This is a genomic window from Novosphingobium sp. (genome assembly GCF_025351285.1).
Classification (GTDB): domain Bacteria; phylum Pseudomonadota; class Alphaproteobacteria; order Sphingomonadales; family Sphingomonadaceae; genus Novosphingobium.
Genome location: NZ_JANXWG010000116.1, coordinates 1 through 18,589 on the forward strand (window position 1 = coordinate 1; position 18,589 = coordinate 18,589).

The following is an 18,589-nucleotide window of genomic DNA, read 5'->3' on the forward strand; positions in this document are numbered from 1 at the left end:
GGTGACATCAAAAAGCCTTTTGACCAACTAGGGGTCAGCTTCCATGTCTACCCTAAAAAATGGCTAGTTGACGAAGCGAAAATCGGCTCCCTGTTTCTGCTTCATCTCGTAAACGAAGCCATTCCAGTTTTTGATCCAAACGACGTACTCACAATGTTGAGAGAGACGTTTGTCTATAAAAAATCGTACCGAGAAATTTATGAAATTGGAGCGAGGGTCGTTGCGGCGGCTATCAGCGTCAATGAAATAGATTTTTCACCGATTCTGCGCAGGCGATATTTCTGGGGTCTAAGGACTGCCCTTATGGCAGAAGCTGCCGAAAGGCGATGCCCCACGTTCTCCGCAAAAGCCTTAGAAACGTCTTCCAGCATCCCAGGGCTAGCTCTGCATATCCAGACAAGAGGTAACGCTTCTATTTCGGAATGCCAGAGATTTGGACTTCAATTGATTGAGATGGCCGGCTTGTCGGAAGTTATTACAAATGTGAATAGGAAGAATGAAAATTTACAATTTCTGTTTGAGATGGGCGGGGTCGGCACCGCAATTGCTGGAGAAGTTATGTACGGCTGTTCGGTTTCTTAAAATAACCCTAAACACTGATTTGGGTATTATCGCTCTTAGTAGATGATATTCCATACTGCGAGGACTTGCGCTTGGTGTGGTCCGCGATACATTTTTCCAGACCTATCACTATACCCCCCTTGCCCGCCGGAGGCTCTATTCAAAGCCGCTAACTAACTCTCCAGTTCCACATCCCAATACAGCCAATCGCGCCAGCTTTCGTGCAGATAGCCCGGCGGGAACGCGCGGCCGGATTCCTGCAACTGCCAGGTGGTTGGGCGGATCGGGTCGTTGAACAGCCGCATGTGGGCCTGGCGCGGGGTGCGGCCGCCTTTGCGCATGTTGCAGGGCGCGCAGGCGGTGGCGACGTTTTCCCACGAGGTGCGGCCGCCGAGGCGGCGGGGGACGACGTGATCGAAGGTCAGTTGGTCGGGCGATCCGCAGTATTGGCACACGAACTTGTCGCGCAGGAACAGGTTGAAGCGGGTGAAGGCGGGGTATTCGCTGGGGCGCACGAATTGGCGCAGCGCGATCACCGACGGGATCTTCATGTCGAGCGAGGGGCTGTGCACTTCGCGTTCGTAGCTGGCGACGATGTCGACGCGTTCGAGGAACACCGCCTTGATCGCGGTCTGCCAGGGCCACAGGCTGAGCGGGTAGTAGCTGAGCGGGGTGTAATCGGCGTTGAGGACGAGCGCGTGGCAACTGCCGAGGTTTCGCGTGGCATCGCCGCGAGCGAAGCGCGCAGCATCGCTGCTGCCGTAGCGGGCGTGCTCCGCCCGGTCGATCAGCTCGCTATGGAGCATGGCCCGATCTTGGAATTCAGTGCGATGCAGTTGCTCACGCCCGATGTCCTCCGCTGATGGCGGCTTGTCTGACGCAGCGTTGTGACGACCTCGTGACGCACGGCCATGTTGGAACACGGCGGCATGGCATGCGTCAAGGTGTCCCGCGCGGCACTGTCCACAGCGCCGCGCAGGTGTGTTGCGGTTGCCGCAGCGTGCGCGTCAGCCAGCGTAGGCTTTCACCAGGTCGAAAAGGTAATCGCGCCCGGTCAGCAGTGAGCGTACTTCGACCCGCTCGTTGAGTCCGTGCAGGCCGTTGCCATCGGGATCGAGCCAGACGCCGGGCGCGCCATACGTCGGGATGCCGACGGCTTCCAAGTATACCCCGTCGGTAGCGCCGGTCAGCATCGTCGGCACAAACGGCACGCCCGGAAAGTACCTGGCCGCCAGCTTTTGCGCCGGGCCGACGATTGCAGGATCGAGCGGCGGCGGGATGGCGATCGGCTTGTCCTTGACCCGCAGGTCCACGGTGACCTTGGGATTGTCGATCGCCTTGACCAGCGCGGCCTGGGTTTCTTCCGAGGTGCGGCCGGGAAACATCCGGCAGTTGACGTTGGCGGTGGCGCGCTGCGGAAGCGCGTTGAGCGCGTGGCCGGCGTCGACCATCGTGGCGACGCAAGTGGTGCGCAGCATCGAATGGAACGTGCGGTCCTGGTTGAGGATGGCTTCGGACTTGGTGTCGGCCGGGTTTGCGGCGAGCGCGACCATCGCCTGGCCCATCGCATCGCCGCGCAGCTTGCCGGTGGTCGTAAAGAAGGCCCGCGTGGTGTCGCTGACCTGGACGGGAAATTCGAAATCGCGGATCCTGGCAAGCGCATCACCCAGCACGTAGATCGCATTTTCGCGCACCGGGGTCGAGCTATGGCCGCCGGGGTTGGTGACCGTCAGCGTGAAATCCTGGTAGGCTTTTTCGCCCACCTGGATCGACTGGCCTTCGAGCTTGCCGCCTTGCGAGATCGGTTTGCCGGTGGTGCGCCCACCGCCGCCTTCGTTGAGCGCGAAGGCAGCGTCGATCAGCTCACGCTTGTTCTTCGCCAGCCATTCGGCGCCGTTGAACGCGCCCGAGGTTTCCTCGCCGCAAGTCAGCGCCAGCTTGACGGTGCGCTTCGGCTTGTACTTTTCACGCGCGAAGCGGACCATCGTGTCGGTCCAGATCGCGGCCTGCGCCTTGTCGTCGACGGTGCCGCGGCCGTAGAAATAGCCGTTTTCCTCGATCAGCGTGAACGGATCGCGGGTCCAGTCCGCCCGCTTGGCTTCGACCACGTCTAGGTGCGCGAGCAGCAGGATCGGTTTCGCGCGTTTGTCCGTCCCCGGCAGGATGGCAACAAGGCCACCGTCCTTGGGATGTTCGGGGACGGCGAACATCGTGATCTGGCTGTCGGCAAACCCCGCGGCCTTGAGCCGCGCGGCCATGCGTTCGGCCGCCAACGTGCAACTGCCGGTCGACTGCGTAGTATTGGTCTCGATCAGTTCCTTGTACAGCGCGCGGAAGTCGGCCTCACCGCTTGAAGGCGCGGGCGTGGCAGCGGGGGTGGCGGCGTGCGCGCTACCGGCAAGAATGGTGGCGGCGAGCAGCGATCCGATTGTTTTCATTGGGTTTGTAGATCCTTGAATGTGTCGGGACTCAGCCGGCGTAAGCCTTGACCAGTTCGGTCAGGAAATCGCGGCCGGTGAACACGCCTTTGACGATCGCGCGTTCGTTGAGGCCGTGCGTGCCGTTGCCATCGGGATCGCCATAGCCGCCCGGAGGACCGTACGACGGGATGCCGATCGCCTCCAGGAAGATGCCATCGGTCGCGCCAGTCGACATCGATGGCACCAGCGGCACGCCGGGGTAGTATTTCGCCACCAGCTTTTCGGCCGGGCCGACGATCCTGGGATCGAGCGGCGGGGCTTTCGCCAGCGGGCCGCGATCGTCGGACTTGACCACGGTCATCTTCGGATCGGCGATCACGCTTTCGAGCGTCTTGCGTACGGTTTCATAATCAACGCCGGGGAAGATGCGGCAATTGAGATTGGCGCCGGCCCGCTGCGGCAATGCGTTGTTGGCATGGCCGCCGTCGATCAGCGTGGCGACGCAAGTGGTGCGCAACATCGAATGGTACGACTTGTCGGTGTTGAGCGTGGCTTCGGCGGCCTTGTCGTCAGGGTTCGCGACAATCGCCAGCATCGCCGGGCCCATCGCGTTGTTAGGGTTCGTGCCCAGCTTCGTGAAAAAGGCGCGCGTGGTGTCGTTGAGCATCGTCGGGAAGTCGAAGTTGCGGATTTTCACCAGCGCATCGGCCAGTTCGTAGATCGCGTTGTCCTTCACCGGGGCGCTGGCGTGACCGCCCACATTCGTGGCCTCGATGCGGTAATTGCCCACGGTCTTTTCGCCGACATGGAGCGACTGGACCATGACCTTTCCATGACCATCGGTACGCCCGCCGCCGCCTTCGTTGAGCGCGAATTCGGCCGCGATCAGTTCGGGCTTGTTTTCGGCCAGCCACTTGGCGCCGTTGAACGCCCAACTGGTTTCCTCACCGCAAGTCAGCGCCAGCTTGATCGTGCGCTTGGGCTTGTAGTTTTCCTTGCGGAAGCGTTCGAGCATGTCGACCCAGGTCGCGTCCATCGCCTTCATGTCCGAGGTGCCGCGGCCATAGAAGTAGCCGTTTTCTTCGATCAGCGTGTAGGGATCGCGGGTCCAGTCCTCGCGCTTGGCCACGACCACGTCGAGGTGGCCGAGCAGCAGCATCGGCTTCACCGTTTTAGAGGTGCCGGCATACGTGACGACGATGCCGCCTTCCTTGGGGTGATCGGGCACGGCGAAGCGGAAAATCTCGGCGCCGGTAAAGCCGCGCGCCTTCATGTGCGCCTCGATCTTGTCGGCCAGCAGGGTGCAACTGCCGGTGGTGATCGATGTGTCGGTTTCGACCATGTCCTTGTAAAGCGTGCGGTATTCCACTTGATCGGGGCGCAGCGGTGCATCGGCGGCGTGTGCAACGGCAATCGGTGCCAGCGCGGCGACCGCGCAGCCCAGCATGAGACCCAAACGCATGAACGAACCCCTTGTTTTCGCGGATCGACCGATCCGGTTCATTGTGAAACGGGTTTGAGCATGATGCGCGGCGCTTGGGAAGGGGGTAGCGTTGCGCCGGATCGTTGCGCGACAAAGGCGCGTTAGAACGTGGCGAACAGCCCGACCGAGAGGTAATGCGTATCGCCGGCGTGGGGCGCATTGGGTGCGGACGACAGGAAGCGTCCCTTGGCCAGCCACACCGCGTCCACCTCGCCGCGCAGTGCGCCGGGAATCAGCCAATAGCGCAGCCGCATATCGACCTGGTGTCCGGCAAAGCGGCCGCTGCGCTCGCTGGCATCGCGCACGCCGGTGGTGGAAAACGCATCGCCGGGCTCGGCCAGCCAGAGCGCGCGATAGCCGACGAAAGCGTCAAAACGCTTGTCCGGCGCGATCTCTGCCCGCACTTCGGGGCTGCTGATGTTGGTGCGGCCGATCGCGTTATAGATCCCGGCCGGCGCGAGATCGGCGCGGCGGCTGCCGAACAGCGTATCGAAGCGGGCATAATGTCCGCCCGGCCCATCACCGCTGGCGTAGTCGTAAGCCAGCGACAGCCGCAGTTTTGCCTTGTTGGCGAACGCGTAGCCGAACCCTGCGCGAACGAACGACGCTGCCACCGGCAATCGTGCGGCGCCGGGGGCGGTGGTCGTCGCGATCGAGCCGGTCTGGTGATAGCCCTCGACCTCGAAATCCCAGTGCCCGGGCGCGGGCGCACGCACCAGGCGCCCGCCGTATGTGTCGAGCTGGCGTTCGCGGTTCGGGCGTCCAAGGCTGCTGACTTCGTGAAAGTGCAGATAGGTCAGCTCTGCGGTTGCGCCGGCGATCGCGCGCGGCCGGGCCACGACACTGCCCCACAACTGCACGTCGAAACTTTCGCGGTCCCACGCCACCTTGTTGCTGCGTACCCCGGCCGGATCATCGGGCAGCCGCATTTGCGGAAGCACGTAGATCAGCGTGGCGGCAACCCCATGCGCTTTCACATCGGCGCGCAGCCCGGTGTAGCCATTGGTGGCGTTGCGGTAATCGTCCGATGCAACCAGCCGGGTCGACCCCAGGTTGAGCGTCATCCGGCCGGCCTTGATCTTGGTGTCGCTGCCTGCGCCCAGGCTCGCGCCCAGATCGGCGCCCACGTAAGCCTGCACGAATTCGAACGCATTGACGTCGTTTGCGCTGATCGCGCTGCCCGGCGGGGCCAGCCAGGCACGGCTGTCGTAAAGCTCGGCGCCGATGCGCAGGGCCTTGTGATGGTATTCGGCGGCAATGATCGTGCGCATCGCAAGCTGCTCGTCATCGGCGGCAAAGCCCGCACGCGATTGCCCGTCGAGCGTTTCGTAGCGCAACCGCACACTGCCCGAGAGGTGGAAGTCGGATGGATTGCCGATGGCCGCCTGCAAAGTCGGCGCGGCCGCGACCGCAGGAGCCGAAACGAGCGCGAGGCCGGCCGGCGCAAGGCTTCGCGCAATCGATGGCCGAAGCCTTGGCATGGAACCCCCAAAAGCGCGCTGGTAGCGGATGCTGGCCCTAACAGCCCTCAAAATGCTTGCCAACCGGCGTGAAGGGGTCGGACGCTGGCTCCACCCGCTGCCCGTTGTGTAAAACAGTCGGGATTCGCTTGGGTTTGGGGCCCTTCGTGCCTATATGGTGGGCATGAGCGACGACAGCCACAGCAACCCCAACCAGAACGCCTATGGCGCGGATTCCATCAAGGTTCTCAAGGGGCTCGACGCGGTCCGCAAGCGCCCGGGGATGTACATCGGCGATACCGACGATGGTTCGGGCCTGCACCACATGGTGTTCGAAGTCTCGGACAACGCGATCGACGAGGCTTTGGCCGGGCATTGCGACCTGGTTCTGATCGAATTGAACCCCGATGGATCCGTTTCGGTCGAAGACAACGGCCGCGGCATTCCCACCGGCATCCACGCCGAAGAAGGCGTCTCGGCCGCCGAAGTGATCATGACCCAGCTTCACGCGGGCGGTAAGTTCGAGAACACCAGCGACGACAACGCCTACAAGGTTTCGGGCGGGTTGCACGGCGTGGGCGTGTCGGTGGTCAACGCGCTCAGCGAATGGCTCGAACTGACGATCTGGCGCGACAACGAAGAACACTGGATGAAGTTCGCCTATGGCGATGCGGTCTCGCCGCTGGTCAAGCGCGGCACGGCCCCGGTGGACGCCGACGGCAAGTCGAAGAAGGGCACGCGCGTGACTTTCCTGGCCAGCACCGAAACCTTCAAGAACGTCCTCGAATTCGATTTCGACAAGCTGGAGCACCGTTACCGCGAACTGGCGTTCCTCAATTCGGGGGTGCGCATCCTGCTGCGCGACAAGCGCCACGAAGAGGTCAAGGAGCACGACCTTTATTACGAAGGCGGGATCGGCGCGTTCGTGGCCTACCTCGATCGCAACAAGCAGCCGCTGGTGCCCGATCCGATCACGATTTCGGCGCAGCGCGATGGCATCGGCATCGATGTCGCGCTCGAATGGAACGATTCGTATTACGAAAACGTGCTGTGCTTCACCAACAACATCCCGCAGCGCGATGGCGGCACGCACCTGGCCGCATTCCGCGCCGCACTGACCCGCACCATCAACAACTATGCCGAACGCTCGGGCATGTTGAAGAAGGAAAAGGTCTCGCTCTCGGGCGAAGACATGCGCGAAGGCTTGACCGCGATCGTCTCGGTCAAGCTGCCCGATCCCAAGTTCGGCTCGCAGACCAAGGACAAGCTGGTCAGCAGCGAAGTGCGCCAGCCCTTGGAAAGCCTGATGGCCGACAAGATGGGCGAATGGCTGGAGGAAAATCCCGCTAATGCGCGGATGGTCATCCAGAAGGTGATCGACGCCGCCGCCGCGCGCGAAGCCGCCAAACGCGCGCGCGAACTCACCCGGCGCAAGGGCGCGATGGACATCGCCAGCCTGCCCGGCAAGCTCGCCGATTGCCAGGAGCGCGATCCCGCCAAGTGCGAACTGTTCCTGGTCGAAGGCGATTCGGCCGGCGGCTCGGCCAAGCAGGGCCGCAACCGCCACATCCAGGCGATCCTGCCGCTCAAGGGCAAGATCCTCAACGTCGAACGCGCGCGGTTCGATCGCATCATCAGTTCGAAGGAAGTCGGCACGCTGATCCAGGCGATGGGCACCGGCATCCGCGACGAATTCAACCTCGACAAGCTGCGCTATCACAAGATCGTGATCATGACCGACGCCGACGTCGACGGCGCGCACATCCGCACGCTGCTGCTTACCTTCTTCCACCGCCAGATGCCCGACATCATCCGCGCCGGGCACTTGTTCATCGCGCAACCGCCGCTGTACAAAGTCGCCAAGGGCCGCAGCGAGGTCTATCTCAAGGACAACGCCAAGCTCGACGAATACCTGGTGCAAACGGGTCTTGCCGGCCGCATCCTCGAAACCGGTGGCGGGGCGCGCGGCGGGGCAGACTTGCAGGCGCTGGTCGATCACGCCCTGCGCATGCGCAATCTGATGGCCTATGTGCCGCGCCGCTACGACCCCTCGATCATCGAAGCGCTGGCGCTGGCCGGCGCGTTCGAACCCGATCTTGACGCTGCGGGTCGAACCGATGCGCTGGCGCGCGCCGCCGCATGGCTCGATCGCGGCGATCTCGAAGCCAGGTGGACCGCCGGGCCGTCCGAAGAAGGCGGCTACCTCGTCCAGCGCGTGTGGCGCGGAGTGACCGACCACCACGTGATCGAAGCCGGCTTTCTGGTCAGCGCCGAAGCCCGCAAACTGGCGCGGGTCGCGGGTGAAGAAGCCCAGGTCTACGCCTCGCCCGCTCGGCTGGTAAAAGCCGGGGCTGAAGTGGTCGAGCCCGAACCGGTTACCGATACCGAGACAGATGAGGACGAAGCGCCCGCCCCGGTCACCACCGCCAGCCGCGGCCGATCGGCGCAAGACGTGGTCACGCGCCCGTCCGAACTGCTCGAAGCGGTGTTCGCCGGCGGCCGCAAGGGCTTGTCGATCTCGCGCTACAAGGGCCTGGGCGAAATGAACGCCGACCAGCTCTGGGAAACCACGCTCGACCCCGACAACCGCTCGCTGCTGCAGGTAAAAGTCGAAGATGCCGACGTAACCGACGAGATCTTCACGCGGCTGATGGGGGATGTGGTCGAGCCAAGGCGCGATTTCATCCAGGAGAATGCGTTGAACGTGGCGAACTTGGACGTTTGAAGGGGTAGGTGCCTCCGGCGGGAAAGGGTTACCACCCTTTCAACCCAGTACCGTCGAGGCCGGTCGGTGCCGGTGAGGCATATTCTGACATTGCGCCGGAAGACATTTTTGCCGCTGCGCGGCGGGCGTATGGTTTGATTGTTGCGCAACGTCGCCAGTGTCACTGGGTGCAGGGATGGTAAATCCCTGCCCGCCGGAGGCTGCTTAAACCTTGGCTTCCGCTTCAGGAAAAAACTTAGCAATCACCTCGCGCGCCAACCGCGCCGGGCGCAGCGTTTTGGCATCGATGCAGCACCAGCTCGATTTCACCTCGGCAAGCACGTCCTCGCCGCGGCGGATGATTGTTTCGTAGAACGCGCGCGCGCCCTGGACTTTTTCGAGGAGGACGGTGGCGATCACGTCGTCGCCCAGGAACGTCGGGCGGCGGTAGGTGATTTCGTGTTTGAGCGCGATCCAGGCGTGTGCGGCCACGGCATCGGCGGGGGCGAGGCTGCGCCAGTGATCGATCACCGCATCCTGCACCCATTTGAGGTAGCTGGCGTTGTTGACGTGGCCCATGAAGTCGATGTCCGCCGGGTCGACACCGATGGCGTATTCGTGGGGAATTGGAGCGGGCTGGGGGAGATTATTCACAATTCTGTCAGTACCATGATTTGCGCGATGCGACCAGCGGCAACGTGGTGGCGATACACTGCTCGTCGCAAAAAAACGTTACAGCACGACCACGTGCCCTTCGCGCGATGAACGATAAGCGGCATCGATGACCGCTTGTACCATCAGCGCGTCATCGGTCGTGTTCGGCCCGGGACCGTCCGAGGCCAATGCATCGACGATGCTTGCATAAAACGCCTGCTGGCAGCCGCGCGGCAGTGCGCTTTCGCTGCGGCTGCCGTCGGCCGCGATTGTCACCAGCGGATCGGGATCGAGGCCATATCGGGCATCGCCCGGGCGCAGGCCGTCGACGATCTGCGCTTCTTGCGGGTCGATCGCCTGCTTGATCAACGAACCGGTCGTCCCGTGGATGCGGAACCGCGGCGCCGCGCCGATCGCGAGCAGGCTGACGTGCAGCACCACGCGCTTGTCGGGATAGCGCAGCGTGACCAGCGCCCAATCGTCGGCGCGGCTGCCACCCCTCAGCGCCGCCATCTCGGCGCTGACGGCTTGCGGCGTCCCGAACAGTTGCAGCGCCTGATCGACCAGGTGCGGCGCCAGATCGAACCACAGCCCCGAACCGGGCGAGCCATCTTCGCGCCAGCGGTCGATGACTTGCGGGCGATAGCGGTCGTACGTCGCCTCGAAGTGCACGACCTGGCCGATCGCCCCGGCTTCGATCGCCATCTTCACCCCCATGTAATCGCCGTCCCAACGGCGATTGTGGAATACCCACAAGTGGCGATCCTGCGCCTTGGCCACCGCTACCACCTCGCGCGCTTCGGCGAGCGAGGTGGCGAAAGGCTTCTCGACCACCACATGCTTGCCGGCCTGTAGCGCCCCGATCGCCAGCGGGGCATGCGTGGCGGTGGGTGTCGCCACCACGACCAGGTCGATCGCGGGATCGGAAAACAACGCTTCGGGCGTGGCAACGACCGCAACGTCACCGAGGTCGGCGCGCACCGCTTCGGGCTTGCCCGAAGCCACCGCCATGATCGCAATCCCCGGCACCGCCGCGACCAGTGGCGCGTGAAACACGCGGCTGGCCATGCCGTAGCCCACCAGTCCGACCCTGATCATACCGTCTCCCGCGCGCTTCCAATCCGCGCCGTCAAACCCGAATGTCCGCGACGGTGCCAGCGAAATCGGGCACTACAGCCCACGAACACGTCAACGTTGGAGGCCGATTGCATGACCGTTCTCGTTGAAGATTCAGGCGCCGTTCGCACCATCACCATCGACAGGCCCGAATGCCGCAACGCAGTCGATCCACCGACTGCGTTGGCCCTGCTGGAAGCATTCACCGCGTTCGAGGCCGACGCGGCGTTGCACGTCGCGGTGCTGACCGGGGCCGACGGCACGTTCTGCGCGGGGTTCGACTTGCGCGCGGTGGGTCGCAACCATGACCGCCACGATCCCGAAGGTCGCGGCCCGATGGGCCCCACGCGGCTGGCGCTGACCAAGCCGGTAATCGCCGCGATCGAAGGCCATGCCGTCGCGGGTGGTCTCGAACTCGCGTTGTGGTGCGATCTGCGCGTGGCCTCGGCCAGCGCGGTGTTCGGGGTGTTTTGCCGGCGCTGGGGCGTGCCGTTGATCGACGGGGGCACCGTGCGGTTGCCGCGCGTGATCGGGCAAGGCAGCGCGCTGGACATGATCCTGACCGGTCGACCGGTCGGCGCGGACGAAGCGCTGGCGATGGGATTGGCCAACCGCATCGTGCCGACGGGCGGCGCGCTGGCCGCCGCGCAAGCGTTGGCACGAGACATTGCCGCGTTTCCGCAAGTATGTCTGCGTGCCGATCGGGCATCGGCGCTGGTGCAGTGGCAATTACCGCTGGCCAAAGCCTTGCGCGCCGAGGGACACGGTGGCGACGCCCCGTTGCGGGCCGAAGCCGAGGCTGGTGCGCGGCGATTCGTGGAGGGCGCGGGGCGGAGCGGGCGCTTCGAATAGCCGCTTCGCCATCGATACCGTCAGGCAGCGCGCAAGCCGCTCAGGCTTTTGGCGCCGCGGTCCTGCGCAGAGAGGCCATCGAACACCGCGTCGATGATCCGCGCCAGCTTGTCCTCGGACAAGCGGTCGATCACATAAACCATTGCGCCCATGTTGACGTAAAGCGTGCACATCTGGTTCACGAGACTGATCGCCTCGTCCACGCCCAGCCCGGCAAAGTACCCTTCGCCCATTGCTTCACCGATGATCTCGCCAAGATAGTGGTCGCCCAGATCGACGTAGCTGCGCACCAGTTCGAAGTGCTCCTGCCCGATCTCTATATACATCTGGAACGCTGCGGGATCGGCCAGGTATGCATCGCGCAACCGCACGAAACGCCTCGCAAAGAATTCGTACATCTTGCGCCGCGCGGGCAAGTCCGATGCCATGACATCGTCCATGATCGCCACCTTGGGGCGGAACCAGTGTTCGGCAATCGCTTCGAGCAGCGTGTCCTTGCTTTCGAAGTGCCTGCCAAGATGCGCTGCCGACAAGCCGGCACGCGCGGCCAGTTCGTTCATCGTCAGCGCCTGCCCGCCACGCTCCTCGACAATGCGCAAGGCAATGCCGACCAGGCGCTCACGCTCTTCGGAACTGATCGGATTCGATGCTGCCATGGTCGAACGGAGCCTCCCTGCGCCGAGCCAAGTTCAATCTAGGGATGGTGCAAGGCAGTTTCAATTCCGGCCCGCAGGATTCACTTTCTCGCTGACCTGTAATTGTCACCGAGGCTCGGCTAGTCGTGGCTGCGATGATCCGATTCCATGCGCGCCTTGCCGCTTTCGCCCTACCGCTCCTTGCTGCCGGTTGCGCCGCACCCCGTACCGGCAATGGCGGGCTTGCCGCGGTGTCGGCGGCGCCGGTTGAGGTTGGTATCGTGGCCATCAACGATTTCCACGGCGCGCTCGAACCACCCAAGGCCAGCGTCAGCGCACCCGGATCGAACGGGGCAACGATCGCGGTGCCCGCCGGCGGGGCGGCATGCCTGGCGAGCGCGTTGCGCCAAATACGGGCTGCGCACCGCTATCATCTCACAGTCTCGGCGGGGGATCTCACCAGCGCCTCGCAATTTGCGTCCTCGATCTATCTCGACGAACCGTCGGTGGGCGTGGCGAACCGGATCGGGATCGATTTCAACGCGGTCGGCAATCACGAATTCGATCGCGGCTGGCACGAATTGCAACGGCTCCAGCATGGCGGTTGCGCAAAATTGACCAGCGCCGAGCCGTGCCGGATCGAGCGATTCCCCGGCGCGAAGTTCACGTATCTCGCCGCCAACGTGTTCGGTCCCGACGGGCAGACGATCTTCCCTGCCACCGCGCTGCGCAGTTTTGGGCGCGGCCGGCGCAAGGTGGCCGTGGGCGTGATCGGGCTGACGCTTCGTGGCACTTCGGACCTCGTCTCGCCCGATCGCGTTGCGGGCTTGCGCTTCACCGACGAAGCCGAGGCGATCAACGCCGGCGTCACCAGCCTCAAGGCGCAAGGCGCGCAGGCGGTGGTGGTGCTGATCCACCAGGGCATCCGGACCGGCCCGTCCTCTGGCGGCGTGCAAGACCCCAGCGGCTGCGACAAGCCGGCGGGCGATTTGCAACCGGTGCTGGCGAAGCTCGATCGACGGGTCGATCTGGTCGTCTCGGGCCACACCCATTGGGCCTATGTCTGCGAATTCGCGCGCGCCAACGAAGGCGGGGCCGGGGGCCCGCTAATGTTCACCAGCGCCGGGCTTTACGGCAAGCTGGTTACCGACGTCACGCTGGCGATCGACCCGGATGCGGGCCGCGTAGTGTCGCGCAAGGCGCACAACGTGATTGTGCAATCCGAAGCTTATACCGGATCGAACGGCCCTGTCGCGCTGACCGAAGCCTATCCCCGCTTCGCGCCCGCGCCCGATGTCGCGGGCTATGTCGCGCAATACGTCGCGGGCGCCAAAGCCACATCGGCGCAAGTGATCGGGCATTTGTCCGGCCCGGCGACCAAGGGCCCCAACGCCGAAAGCGCGCAAGGCGGCGTGCTTGGCCACCTGATCGCGGATTCGCAACTGGCCGCATCGCGGGGCGCCGGAGCGGAAATCGCGCTGATGAACCCGTTCGGCATCCGCGCGCCGCTGGTGCCCAAGGCGGCCACTCCCAATGCGGGAGCGGTGACTTTCGGTGACGTGTTCCAGGTCCAGCCGTTTTCCAACCGGCTGACCACGCTGTCGCTGAGCGGCGCGGAACTGAAGTCCGTGCTCGAACAGGGGCTCGACGATAGCGGACCCAAGCAATGGCTGAGCCCGTCCGAAGGTTTCGGGTTTCGCTACGACATGGCGCGCGCGGCGGGTGACCGCATCACCGCGATCACGCTCAATGGCCAGCCGATCGACCCCGCGCGGCGCTACCGCGTAACGGTCAACAGCTTCCTCGCGCTGGGCGGCGATGGGTTCTCGCTGTTCACCAAGGGCACCGACGCAGTGCTGGGGATGACCGATGTCGAGGCGCTGGAAGCGTGGATCAAGGCCGTGCCGCTGCGCAGTGTGCCGGCCGAGATGCGCGAACAGCCGACGGGCTGATCCGCCACGTCAGAGCGCCGAAGCACGCACCAGATTGTGATAGACCTTGGCCAGCCGCAGCACCTGGCTGTCGGTCTTGCCGCGCTCGGCCGCCAGCGCTTGCGTTGCGCGATCCAGGTCCCACAGCGTTTCGCGCATGGTGCTGTCGCGGACCAGCGATTGCACCCAGAAGAACGCCGCGATGCGCTCCCCGCGCGTCACCTCGGTCACGCGATGGAGGGTGGTCGATGGGTAAAGCACCATGTCGCCCGCCGCGTATTTGACCGCCTGCTCACCACCCGGCGTCTCGATCGTCAGCACGCCGCCGTCATAGTCATCGGACAGGAACAGCGTGGCCGACATGTCGGCGCGCATTTGCGTGCCAGTGGCCGGCTCGACCCGGACGGCGTTATCGACGTGGATGTCGAAACGGTCGCCCGGGCCATAGCGGTTGAACAGCGGCGGATAGATGGCGTGCGGCAGCGCGGCCGACAGGAAGGCATCGCTCTGCGCCAGCGCGCGCTGCACTTCGGCCCGCGCCGCCTGCGCCGCCTCGCCGGCTTCGGGAAGCTGGCGGTTGCGCTTGGCCATGGCCGCGCCCGGTCCGCTGGTGGCGTTGCCATCGATCCATTCGGCCGCAGCGATCCGTCTGCCCAAAGCCAGTGCTGCCTCTCGGGACAGGACTTGTTCGATCCGGATCACCATGGCCGTGAGGTGTCAGAACTTCGCGGTGAGAGTCAACGTGCCCGACCGCGCCGGCGCGACATAGCTGTAAGGCGTCGCCGAACGGTAGATCGCATCGAAATAGCGCTTGTTGCCGATGTTGAGCACGTTGGCGCGCAGTTCGAACCGATCCGACAGCCGCACCCGCGCCACTGCATCGTAGCGCCAGTAGCCGGGAAGCTGCGCCGCGCCGGCCGCGAAGTTGCCGCCGAACAGCGCCGAGCGGTGCACCGCCTGCCCGCCGACCGTGATCGCCTTGGTCAGCGCGTAAGTGACCAGGACCGAACCGCTGTGCTTGGGGACGTTGGCAAAACGCGAACCCACAAAGCCCGGCGTGACCGAGGCGATGATCTTGGCATCGAGATAGGCATAGCCGGCAAACACCGCCAGCCGCGAGGTGAGGTTGCCAGATGCGCCCAGCTCGAAGCCCTGCGAACGCAGCTTGCCGACCAGTTGATAGACATTTGGCGCAGTCTGTTCGCGCGCATTGTCCTTGTCGATGCGGAAGGCGGCAGCGGTGAGCAACATCTTGCCGCCCGCGATCTCGTACTTGGCGCCGATTTCATACGCGCGGTTGTTTTCAGGCGCGAGGTTGATGGTGCCCACTCCCAGTCCACCGTAAACATCGCTGGTCGCATCGAGTTGCTCGCCCGAGGGGTTCGACGACGTGCTGACCGAAGCGTAAAGCGTGGCCGCGGTGATCGGCTTATAGGTCAGGCTGGCCTGCCAGTTGAGCAGGCCATAGTGCTGCTTGCGATCGTAGGCCGCCGCACCCGCGCCACCGGTCGCGCGGATCGCGTAATCGTCGTAGCGCACCCCGCCCGTCAGTTGGACGTGTTCGCCGAACTTGAGCGTATCGATGAAATATCCCGACACCGTCTCGACGGTGTTGATCGAATTGGGCGTGGTCAAGTCGGGCAGCGCGGGCACGGCTGCGGCCAGGAACGGGTTGGGATTGAGCAGGTTGAGCACGCGCGTGGTGGTCGTGGCAATCTGGTTGCCGGCCTGGTCCTCGACGAACGCGGGGAAGGCATAGCGTCGGTTGCGAACGCGCTCGCGGGAATATTCCATGCCCGTCACAATGGTGTGGCTGATCCCGCCGGTATCGAGGTGGATCGTGGCGTCGTTGATCGTATCGACGCTGCGCGAGATGGCGTTGCGCTGGGTGGTGCCGACGCTGACCGTCCACTGTGCGGGGTTTGCGGCGGTGATCGTGGGCCGGCCGGGCACGCTGACGACATAGCGGTTCGCCACCGCGCCATAGCGGGTCATGCTGCGCAACGACACCGCCTCGCTCGGCTTGTAGCGCAACGTGACCGTGGCAATATCGGCGCCACCACTCAGGAAATCGCGGCCGACTGCGCCGTAGAAATTGCTCGGATCGACCGCGAACGGGCGCTGCGTGCGGGTGTCGAACGGGATGCCGTAATCGGCCATGCCCGACAGATCGAGGTAGTAGTAATCGGCGTCGAGCGTGACCTTGGGGGTGGCTTCCCAGTGCAGCGCCGCCGCGCCGCCGAAGCGCTTCTGCCAAACCTGCCGCCGGCCCGGGGTATCGCCATCGTGGTACAGGCCGTTGACCCGGATCGCGAGCGTATCGGTCAGGCGCTTGTTGGCATCGATCGTGACGCGGGTGAAGGCATCGCTGCCAAGCCCGGCTTCGAGCACCGCGAAATCGCGCAATTGCGCCTTCTTCGATTCCAGGCTGACCAGCCCGCCGGTGGTGCCGCGCCCGCCGAACGCGCCGGCCGAGCCCTTGATGATCTCGATCTGCTCGACCGCGAAGATCTCGCGGCTGGACACGCCGGGATCGCGCATGCCGTCGATATAGACATCGTTGCGCGCTTCATAGCCGCGGATGAACACCCGATCGCCATAAGCATTGCCGCCCTCGCCAGTGGCCAGCGTGACGCCTGGGGTCGAGCGCGCGACATCGCGGAAGCTGGTGGCGCCGGTATCGGCCAGGACTTCCTTGGGGATGATCGTCACGCTGCGCGGGGTGTCGCGGACCGGTTCGGTCAGCTTGTCATTGCGCGACGCCTCGACCTTGTAGGGTGCCTGCGGGTTGGCGCTGGGATTGAACGCACCTTCGCGGCTGCCGGTGACCACGATCGGCGCGCGCCCGCCTTGATCGTCGCTGGCGGCGCCGTCGTCTTCGGCGGCAAACGCGCTGATCGGGAAGACCGCAAGCGCAAGGACAGACCCGAGCAGCCCTGCCATGCCCGCGCGCGATGAATAACAATCAATAGCCATGCTGCCCTCCGTTGGTGGCATGGCTACTATTGCGAGTCGTTATCATTTACAACCGCTAATGCGATCCATTCGCATTTAATGCCATCGTGGCGCAGGCAATCGTCGGCGCAACGGCGCGAAACATGGCAGCGATGCAGTAAATTCAGGGTTTGGGCGCGATCGTGGCGTCGGCCGAGGGCTGGCCTACCGCCGAAGTGCCATCGTTGCCGCTGGCCGCCACCGGCGCGTTGGTTCCAGGCTTGGCGGTGTCCGCAGCCATCGGCGGCGGCGGTGCAGGGTTGCTGCCCGCGCGCATGACCGCGCCCGCCCGCTGGACCGCGCGCACCAGCCGCGGATAGACTCCGCAGCGGCACAGATTGGTCAACGCCGCACCGATATCGGCCTCGCCTGGTTCGGCGTTGGACTGGAGCAGCGCTGCGGCCGCCATGACGATGCCTGGCGTACAGAACCCGCACTGGATCGCCTGTTCATCGAGCAATGCCTGCTGGATCGGGTGCAGTCCGGGCTGCGATATGCCCCCAAAATTCAAACCTTCGATCGTGGTGACCACCCGGCCTTCGCTCTCACCCAGCGTCAGCCGGCAACTGTGCATGGCCTGTCCGTCCACCATCACCGTACACGCGCCGCAATCACCGTTGCCGCAGCCGTATTTCGTGCCGGTCAGCCCCGCGCCGTCGCGCAAGCCCCACAGCAGCGGGGTGTCGGGATCCATGCGGATCTCGAGCGGCTGGCCATTGATGGTAAGGCGCGCCATTAGCGGCGCCCGTGGCGGGGTGTCAGTCGCGCCAGCTACGGTCGACCTGGTCGATCCGGCGCGTCCAGGCGGCAAAATCGGCTTCGCCCGGCTGGGTTCCGGGCACCTGCCCCTGGACGAGATCGCGCTGGTGGACTTTCACCACGTCGTCCGAAATCTGGATGGCCTTGCCCATGCCCATCGTCGCGACCTGGATCTCGCAAGCGCGCTGGAGCGCCCACATCTGCACGAACATCTCGGGCACTGCGCGGCCGAGTACCACGGGCCCGTGGTTGCGCAGCATCAGGATGCGGTTGTTGCCAAGGTTGGCCTTGAGCCGGTCGGCTTCCTCGTCGCGCACGGTGATGCCTTCGAAATCATGATAGCCGAGCTTGCCCATGAAGTTGCAGGCGTAGAAATTGACCGGCTGGAGCCCGCCCTCCAGACTGCACACCGCCATCGAGGCGGTGGTGTGGACGTGGCAAATGGCGTGCGCCCAATCGAGGTGGCGGTGGAAATAGCCGTGCTGGGTGAAGCCGGCCTTGTTGACCGGGTAGGGGCTGCCGTCGAGCGTGTTGCCGTCGATGTCGATCTTGACCAGGTTCGACGCGCAGACTTCGGAGTAGAGCAGCCCGAACGGGTTGATGAGGAACGCGTTGTCCTCATCGGGCACGCGCGCCGAGATATGGTTGTAGATCGATTCGCCCCAGCCGAGCAGGTCGAAGATGCGGTAGCACGCTGCAAGTTCCTGCCGCGCCTGCCATTCGGCTTCGCTGCAATCGAGGTTCCGGCCTCTTGCCGGGGGCGTAAGCTGGGTGGCCATAAGTCTCTCCGCGTGTCATCGGTTGGCGATGTGCAACCTCTATCGCATGACGACCAATGCCGATGCAATCTCTCAGCTCTTTGGGCGGCAACCATTCGGTCCGCTCGATACGACGGGCGCGAACTTGGGCGCGATGGATGAAATCTATCCCGAGGCGATGGCGCCGGTGATTTTGAGCGCCGCGCACGGCCAGCCGCGCCGGCTCGAAACGATGCGCTGGGGCTGGCCGCCGTTCGGCGAA

Annotated in this window: 15 protein-coding genes and 1 pseudogene; 5 read left to right on the top strand and 11 right to left on the bottom strand. The window is 64.4% G+C overall.

The genetic code is table 11. From position 1 onward, the window contains the following. Positions 1-582 (top strand): hypothetical protein (locus Q0R16_RS14155; RefSeq protein WP_295637315.1); only part of this gene is annotated, 582 nt, incomplete at its 5' end. 152 nt (positions 583-734) lie between these two features. On the opposite strand, the gene Q0R16_RS14160 is transcribed toward Q0R16_RS14155, so the two are convergent. From Q0R16_RS14160 to Q0R16_RS14175, 4 genes are all read right to left on the bottom strand, one after another. Further along, positions 735-1,367: an HNH endonuclease gene (locus Q0R16_RS14160; protein ID WP_295637316.1), complete on the bottom strand. Its 633-nt coding sequence runs from the start codon at positions 1,365-1,367 to the stop codon at positions 735-737. A gap of 201 nt (positions 1,368-1,568) precedes the next feature. Further along, positions 1,569-2,999 (bottom strand): M20/M25/M40 family metallo-hydrolase, encoded by a 1,431-nt coding sequence (locus Q0R16_RS14165; RefSeq protein WP_295637317.1) that lies wholly within the window; start codon positions 2,997-2,999, stop codon positions 1,569-1,571. 31 nt (positions 3,000-3,030) lie between these two features. Next, a complete protein-coding gene (locus tag Q0R16_RS14170; RefSeq protein ID WP_295637318.1) occupies positions 3,031-4,443 on the bottom strand; it encodes a M20/M25/M40 family metallo-hydrolase in 1,413 nt (470 codons plus the stop codon). Between the two features lie 122 nt (positions 4,444-4,565). Then, positions 4,566-5,945, bottom strand: coding sequence for an alginate export family protein (locus tag Q0R16_RS14175; RefSeq protein WP_295637321.1), 1,380 nt, complete (start codon positions 5,943-5,945; stop codon positions 4,566-4,568). Positions 5,946-6,108: 163 nt separating this feature from the next. On the opposite strand from Q0R16_RS14175, the gene gyrB reads away from it, so the two are divergent. Next, a complete protein-coding gene (gyrB, locus tag Q0R16_RS14180; RefSeq protein ID WP_295637323.1) occupies positions 6,109-8,649 on the top strand; it encodes a DNA topoisomerase (ATP-hydrolyzing) subunit B in 2,541 nt (846 codons plus the stop codon). Positions 8,650-8,853: 204 nt separating this feature from the next. On the opposite strand, the gene Q0R16_RS14185 is transcribed toward gyrB, so the two are convergent. Further along, positions 8,854-9,282, bottom strand: a complete 429-nt coding sequence (locus tag Q0R16_RS14185; RefSeq protein WP_295637325.1) for a thioesterase family protein — start codon at positions 9,280-9,282, stop codon at positions 8,854-8,856. 78 nt (positions 9,283-9,360) lie between these two features. Continuing rightward, positions 9,361-10,380, bottom strand: a complete 1,020-nt coding sequence (locus Q0R16_RS14190; protein WP_295637327.1) for an oxidoreductase — start codon at positions 10,378-10,380, stop codon at positions 9,361-9,363. Between the two features lie 111 nt (positions 10,381-10,491). Here Q0R16_RS14190 and Q0R16_RS14195 point away from each other — a divergent pair, with 111 nt between their 5' ends. After that, positions 10,492-11,250 (top strand): crotonase/enoyl-CoA hydratase family protein, encoded by a 759-nt coding sequence (locus Q0R16_RS14195; RefSeq protein WP_295637329.1) that lies wholly within the window; start codon positions 10,492-10,494, stop codon positions 11,248-11,250. 20 nt (positions 11,251-11,270) lie between these two features. On the opposite strand, the gene Q0R16_RS14200 is transcribed toward Q0R16_RS14195, so the two are convergent. Continuing rightward, positions 11,271-11,906: a TetR/AcrR family transcriptional regulator gene (locus Q0R16_RS14200; protein WP_295637333.1), complete on the bottom strand. Its 636-nt coding sequence runs from the start codon at positions 11,904-11,906 to the stop codon at positions 11,271-11,273. Between the two features lie 260 nt (positions 11,907-12,166). On the opposite strand from Q0R16_RS14200, the gene Q0R16_RS14205 reads away from it, so the two are divergent. Further along, positions 12,167-13,837 (top strand): bifunctional metallophosphatase/5'-nucleotidase, encoded by a 1,671-nt coding sequence (locus tag Q0R16_RS14205; RefSeq protein WP_295637336.1) that lies wholly within the window; start codon positions 12,167-12,169, stop codon positions 13,835-13,837. 9 nt (positions 13,838-13,846) lie between these two features. Here the strand turns inward: Q0R16_RS14205 and Q0R16_RS14210 are convergent, their stop codons facing one another. The 4 genes from Q0R16_RS14210 to Q0R16_RS14225 all read right to left on the bottom strand — a co-directional run bounded on the left by Q0R16_RS14210 (position 13,847) and on the right by Q0R16_RS14225 (position 18,348). Beyond that, positions 13,847-14,521, bottom strand: a complete 675-nt coding sequence (locus Q0R16_RS14210; protein WP_295637338.1) for a Fe2+-dependent dioxygenase — start codon at positions 14,519-14,521, stop codon at positions 13,847-13,849. Between the two features lie 12 nt (positions 14,522-14,533). Beyond that, positions 14,534-16,792 (bottom strand): TonB-dependent siderophore receptor, encoded by a 2,259-nt coding sequence (locus tag Q0R16_RS14215; protein ID WP_295637341.1) that lies wholly within the window; start codon positions 16,790-16,792, stop codon positions 14,534-14,536. 142 nt (positions 16,793-16,934) lie between these two features. Then, the gene (locus tag Q0R16_RS14220) at positions 16,935-17,546 is read right to left on the bottom strand and encodes a (2Fe-2S)-binding protein (RefSeq protein ID WP_295637345.1); all 612 of its coding nucleotides are present in this window, start codon (positions 17,544-17,546) and stop codon (positions 16,935-16,937) included. Between the two features lie 22 nt (positions 17,547-17,568). Then, positions 17,569-18,348, bottom strand: coding sequence for a class II aldolase/adducin family protein (locus Q0R16_RS14225; RefSeq protein ID WP_295637348.1), 780 nt, complete (start codon positions 18,346-18,348; stop codon positions 17,569-17,571). Between the two features lie 28 nt (positions 18,349-18,376). Between Q0R16_RS14225 and Q0R16_RS14230 the strand changes: the two are divergent. Continuing rightward, a pseudogene (locus Q0R16_RS14230) lies at positions 18,377-18,589 on the top strand (DUF159 family protein); the annotation flags it as partial.

Coding starts and splice junctions, on each gene's coding strand:
- Q0R16_RS14160 (WP_295637316.1), bottom strand. CDS start 1,367: ATGCTCCATAGCGAGCTGATCGACCGGGCGGAGCACGCCCGCTACGGC.
- Q0R16_RS14165 (WP_295637317.1), bottom strand. CDS start 2,999: ATGAAAACAATCGGATCGCTGCTCGCCGCCACCATTCTTGCCGGTAGC.
- Q0R16_RS14170 (WP_295637318.1), bottom strand. CDS start 4,443: ATGCGTTTGGGTCTCATGCTGGGCTGCGCGGTCGCCGCGCTGGCACCG.
- Q0R16_RS14175 (WP_295637321.1), bottom strand. CDS start 5,945: ATGCCAAGGCTTCGGCCATCGATTGCGCGAAGCCTTGCGCCGGCCGGC.
- gyrB (WP_295637323.1), top strand. CDS start 6,109: ATGAGCGACGACAGCCACAGCAACCCCAACCAGAACGCCTATGGCGCG.
- Q0R16_RS14190 (WP_295637327.1), bottom strand. CDS start 10,380: ATGATCAGGGTCGGACTGGTGGGCTACGGCATGGCCAGCCGCGTGTTT.
- Q0R16_RS14195 (WP_295637329.1), top strand. CDS start 10,492: ATGACCGTTCTCGTTGAAGATTCAGGCGCCGTTCGCACCATCACCATC.
- Q0R16_RS14200 (WP_295637333.1), bottom strand. CDS start 11,906: ATGGCAGCATCGAATCCGATCAGTTCCGAAGAGCGTGAGCGCCTGGTC.
- Q0R16_RS14210 (WP_295637338.1), bottom strand. CDS start 14,521: ATGGTGATCCGGATCGAACAAGTCCTGTCCCGAGAGGCAGCACTGGCT.
- Q0R16_RS14215 (WP_295637341.1), bottom strand. CDS start 16,792: ATGGCTATTGATTGTTATTCATCGCGCGCGGGCATGGCAGGGCTGCTC.
- Q0R16_RS14220 (WP_295637345.1), bottom strand. CDS start 17,546: ATGGCGCGCCTTACCATCAATGGCCAGCCGCTCGAGATCCGCATGGAT.
- Q0R16_RS14225 (WP_295637348.1), bottom strand. CDS start 18,348: ATGGCCACCCAGCTTACGCCCCCGGCAAGAGGCCGGAACCTCGATTGC.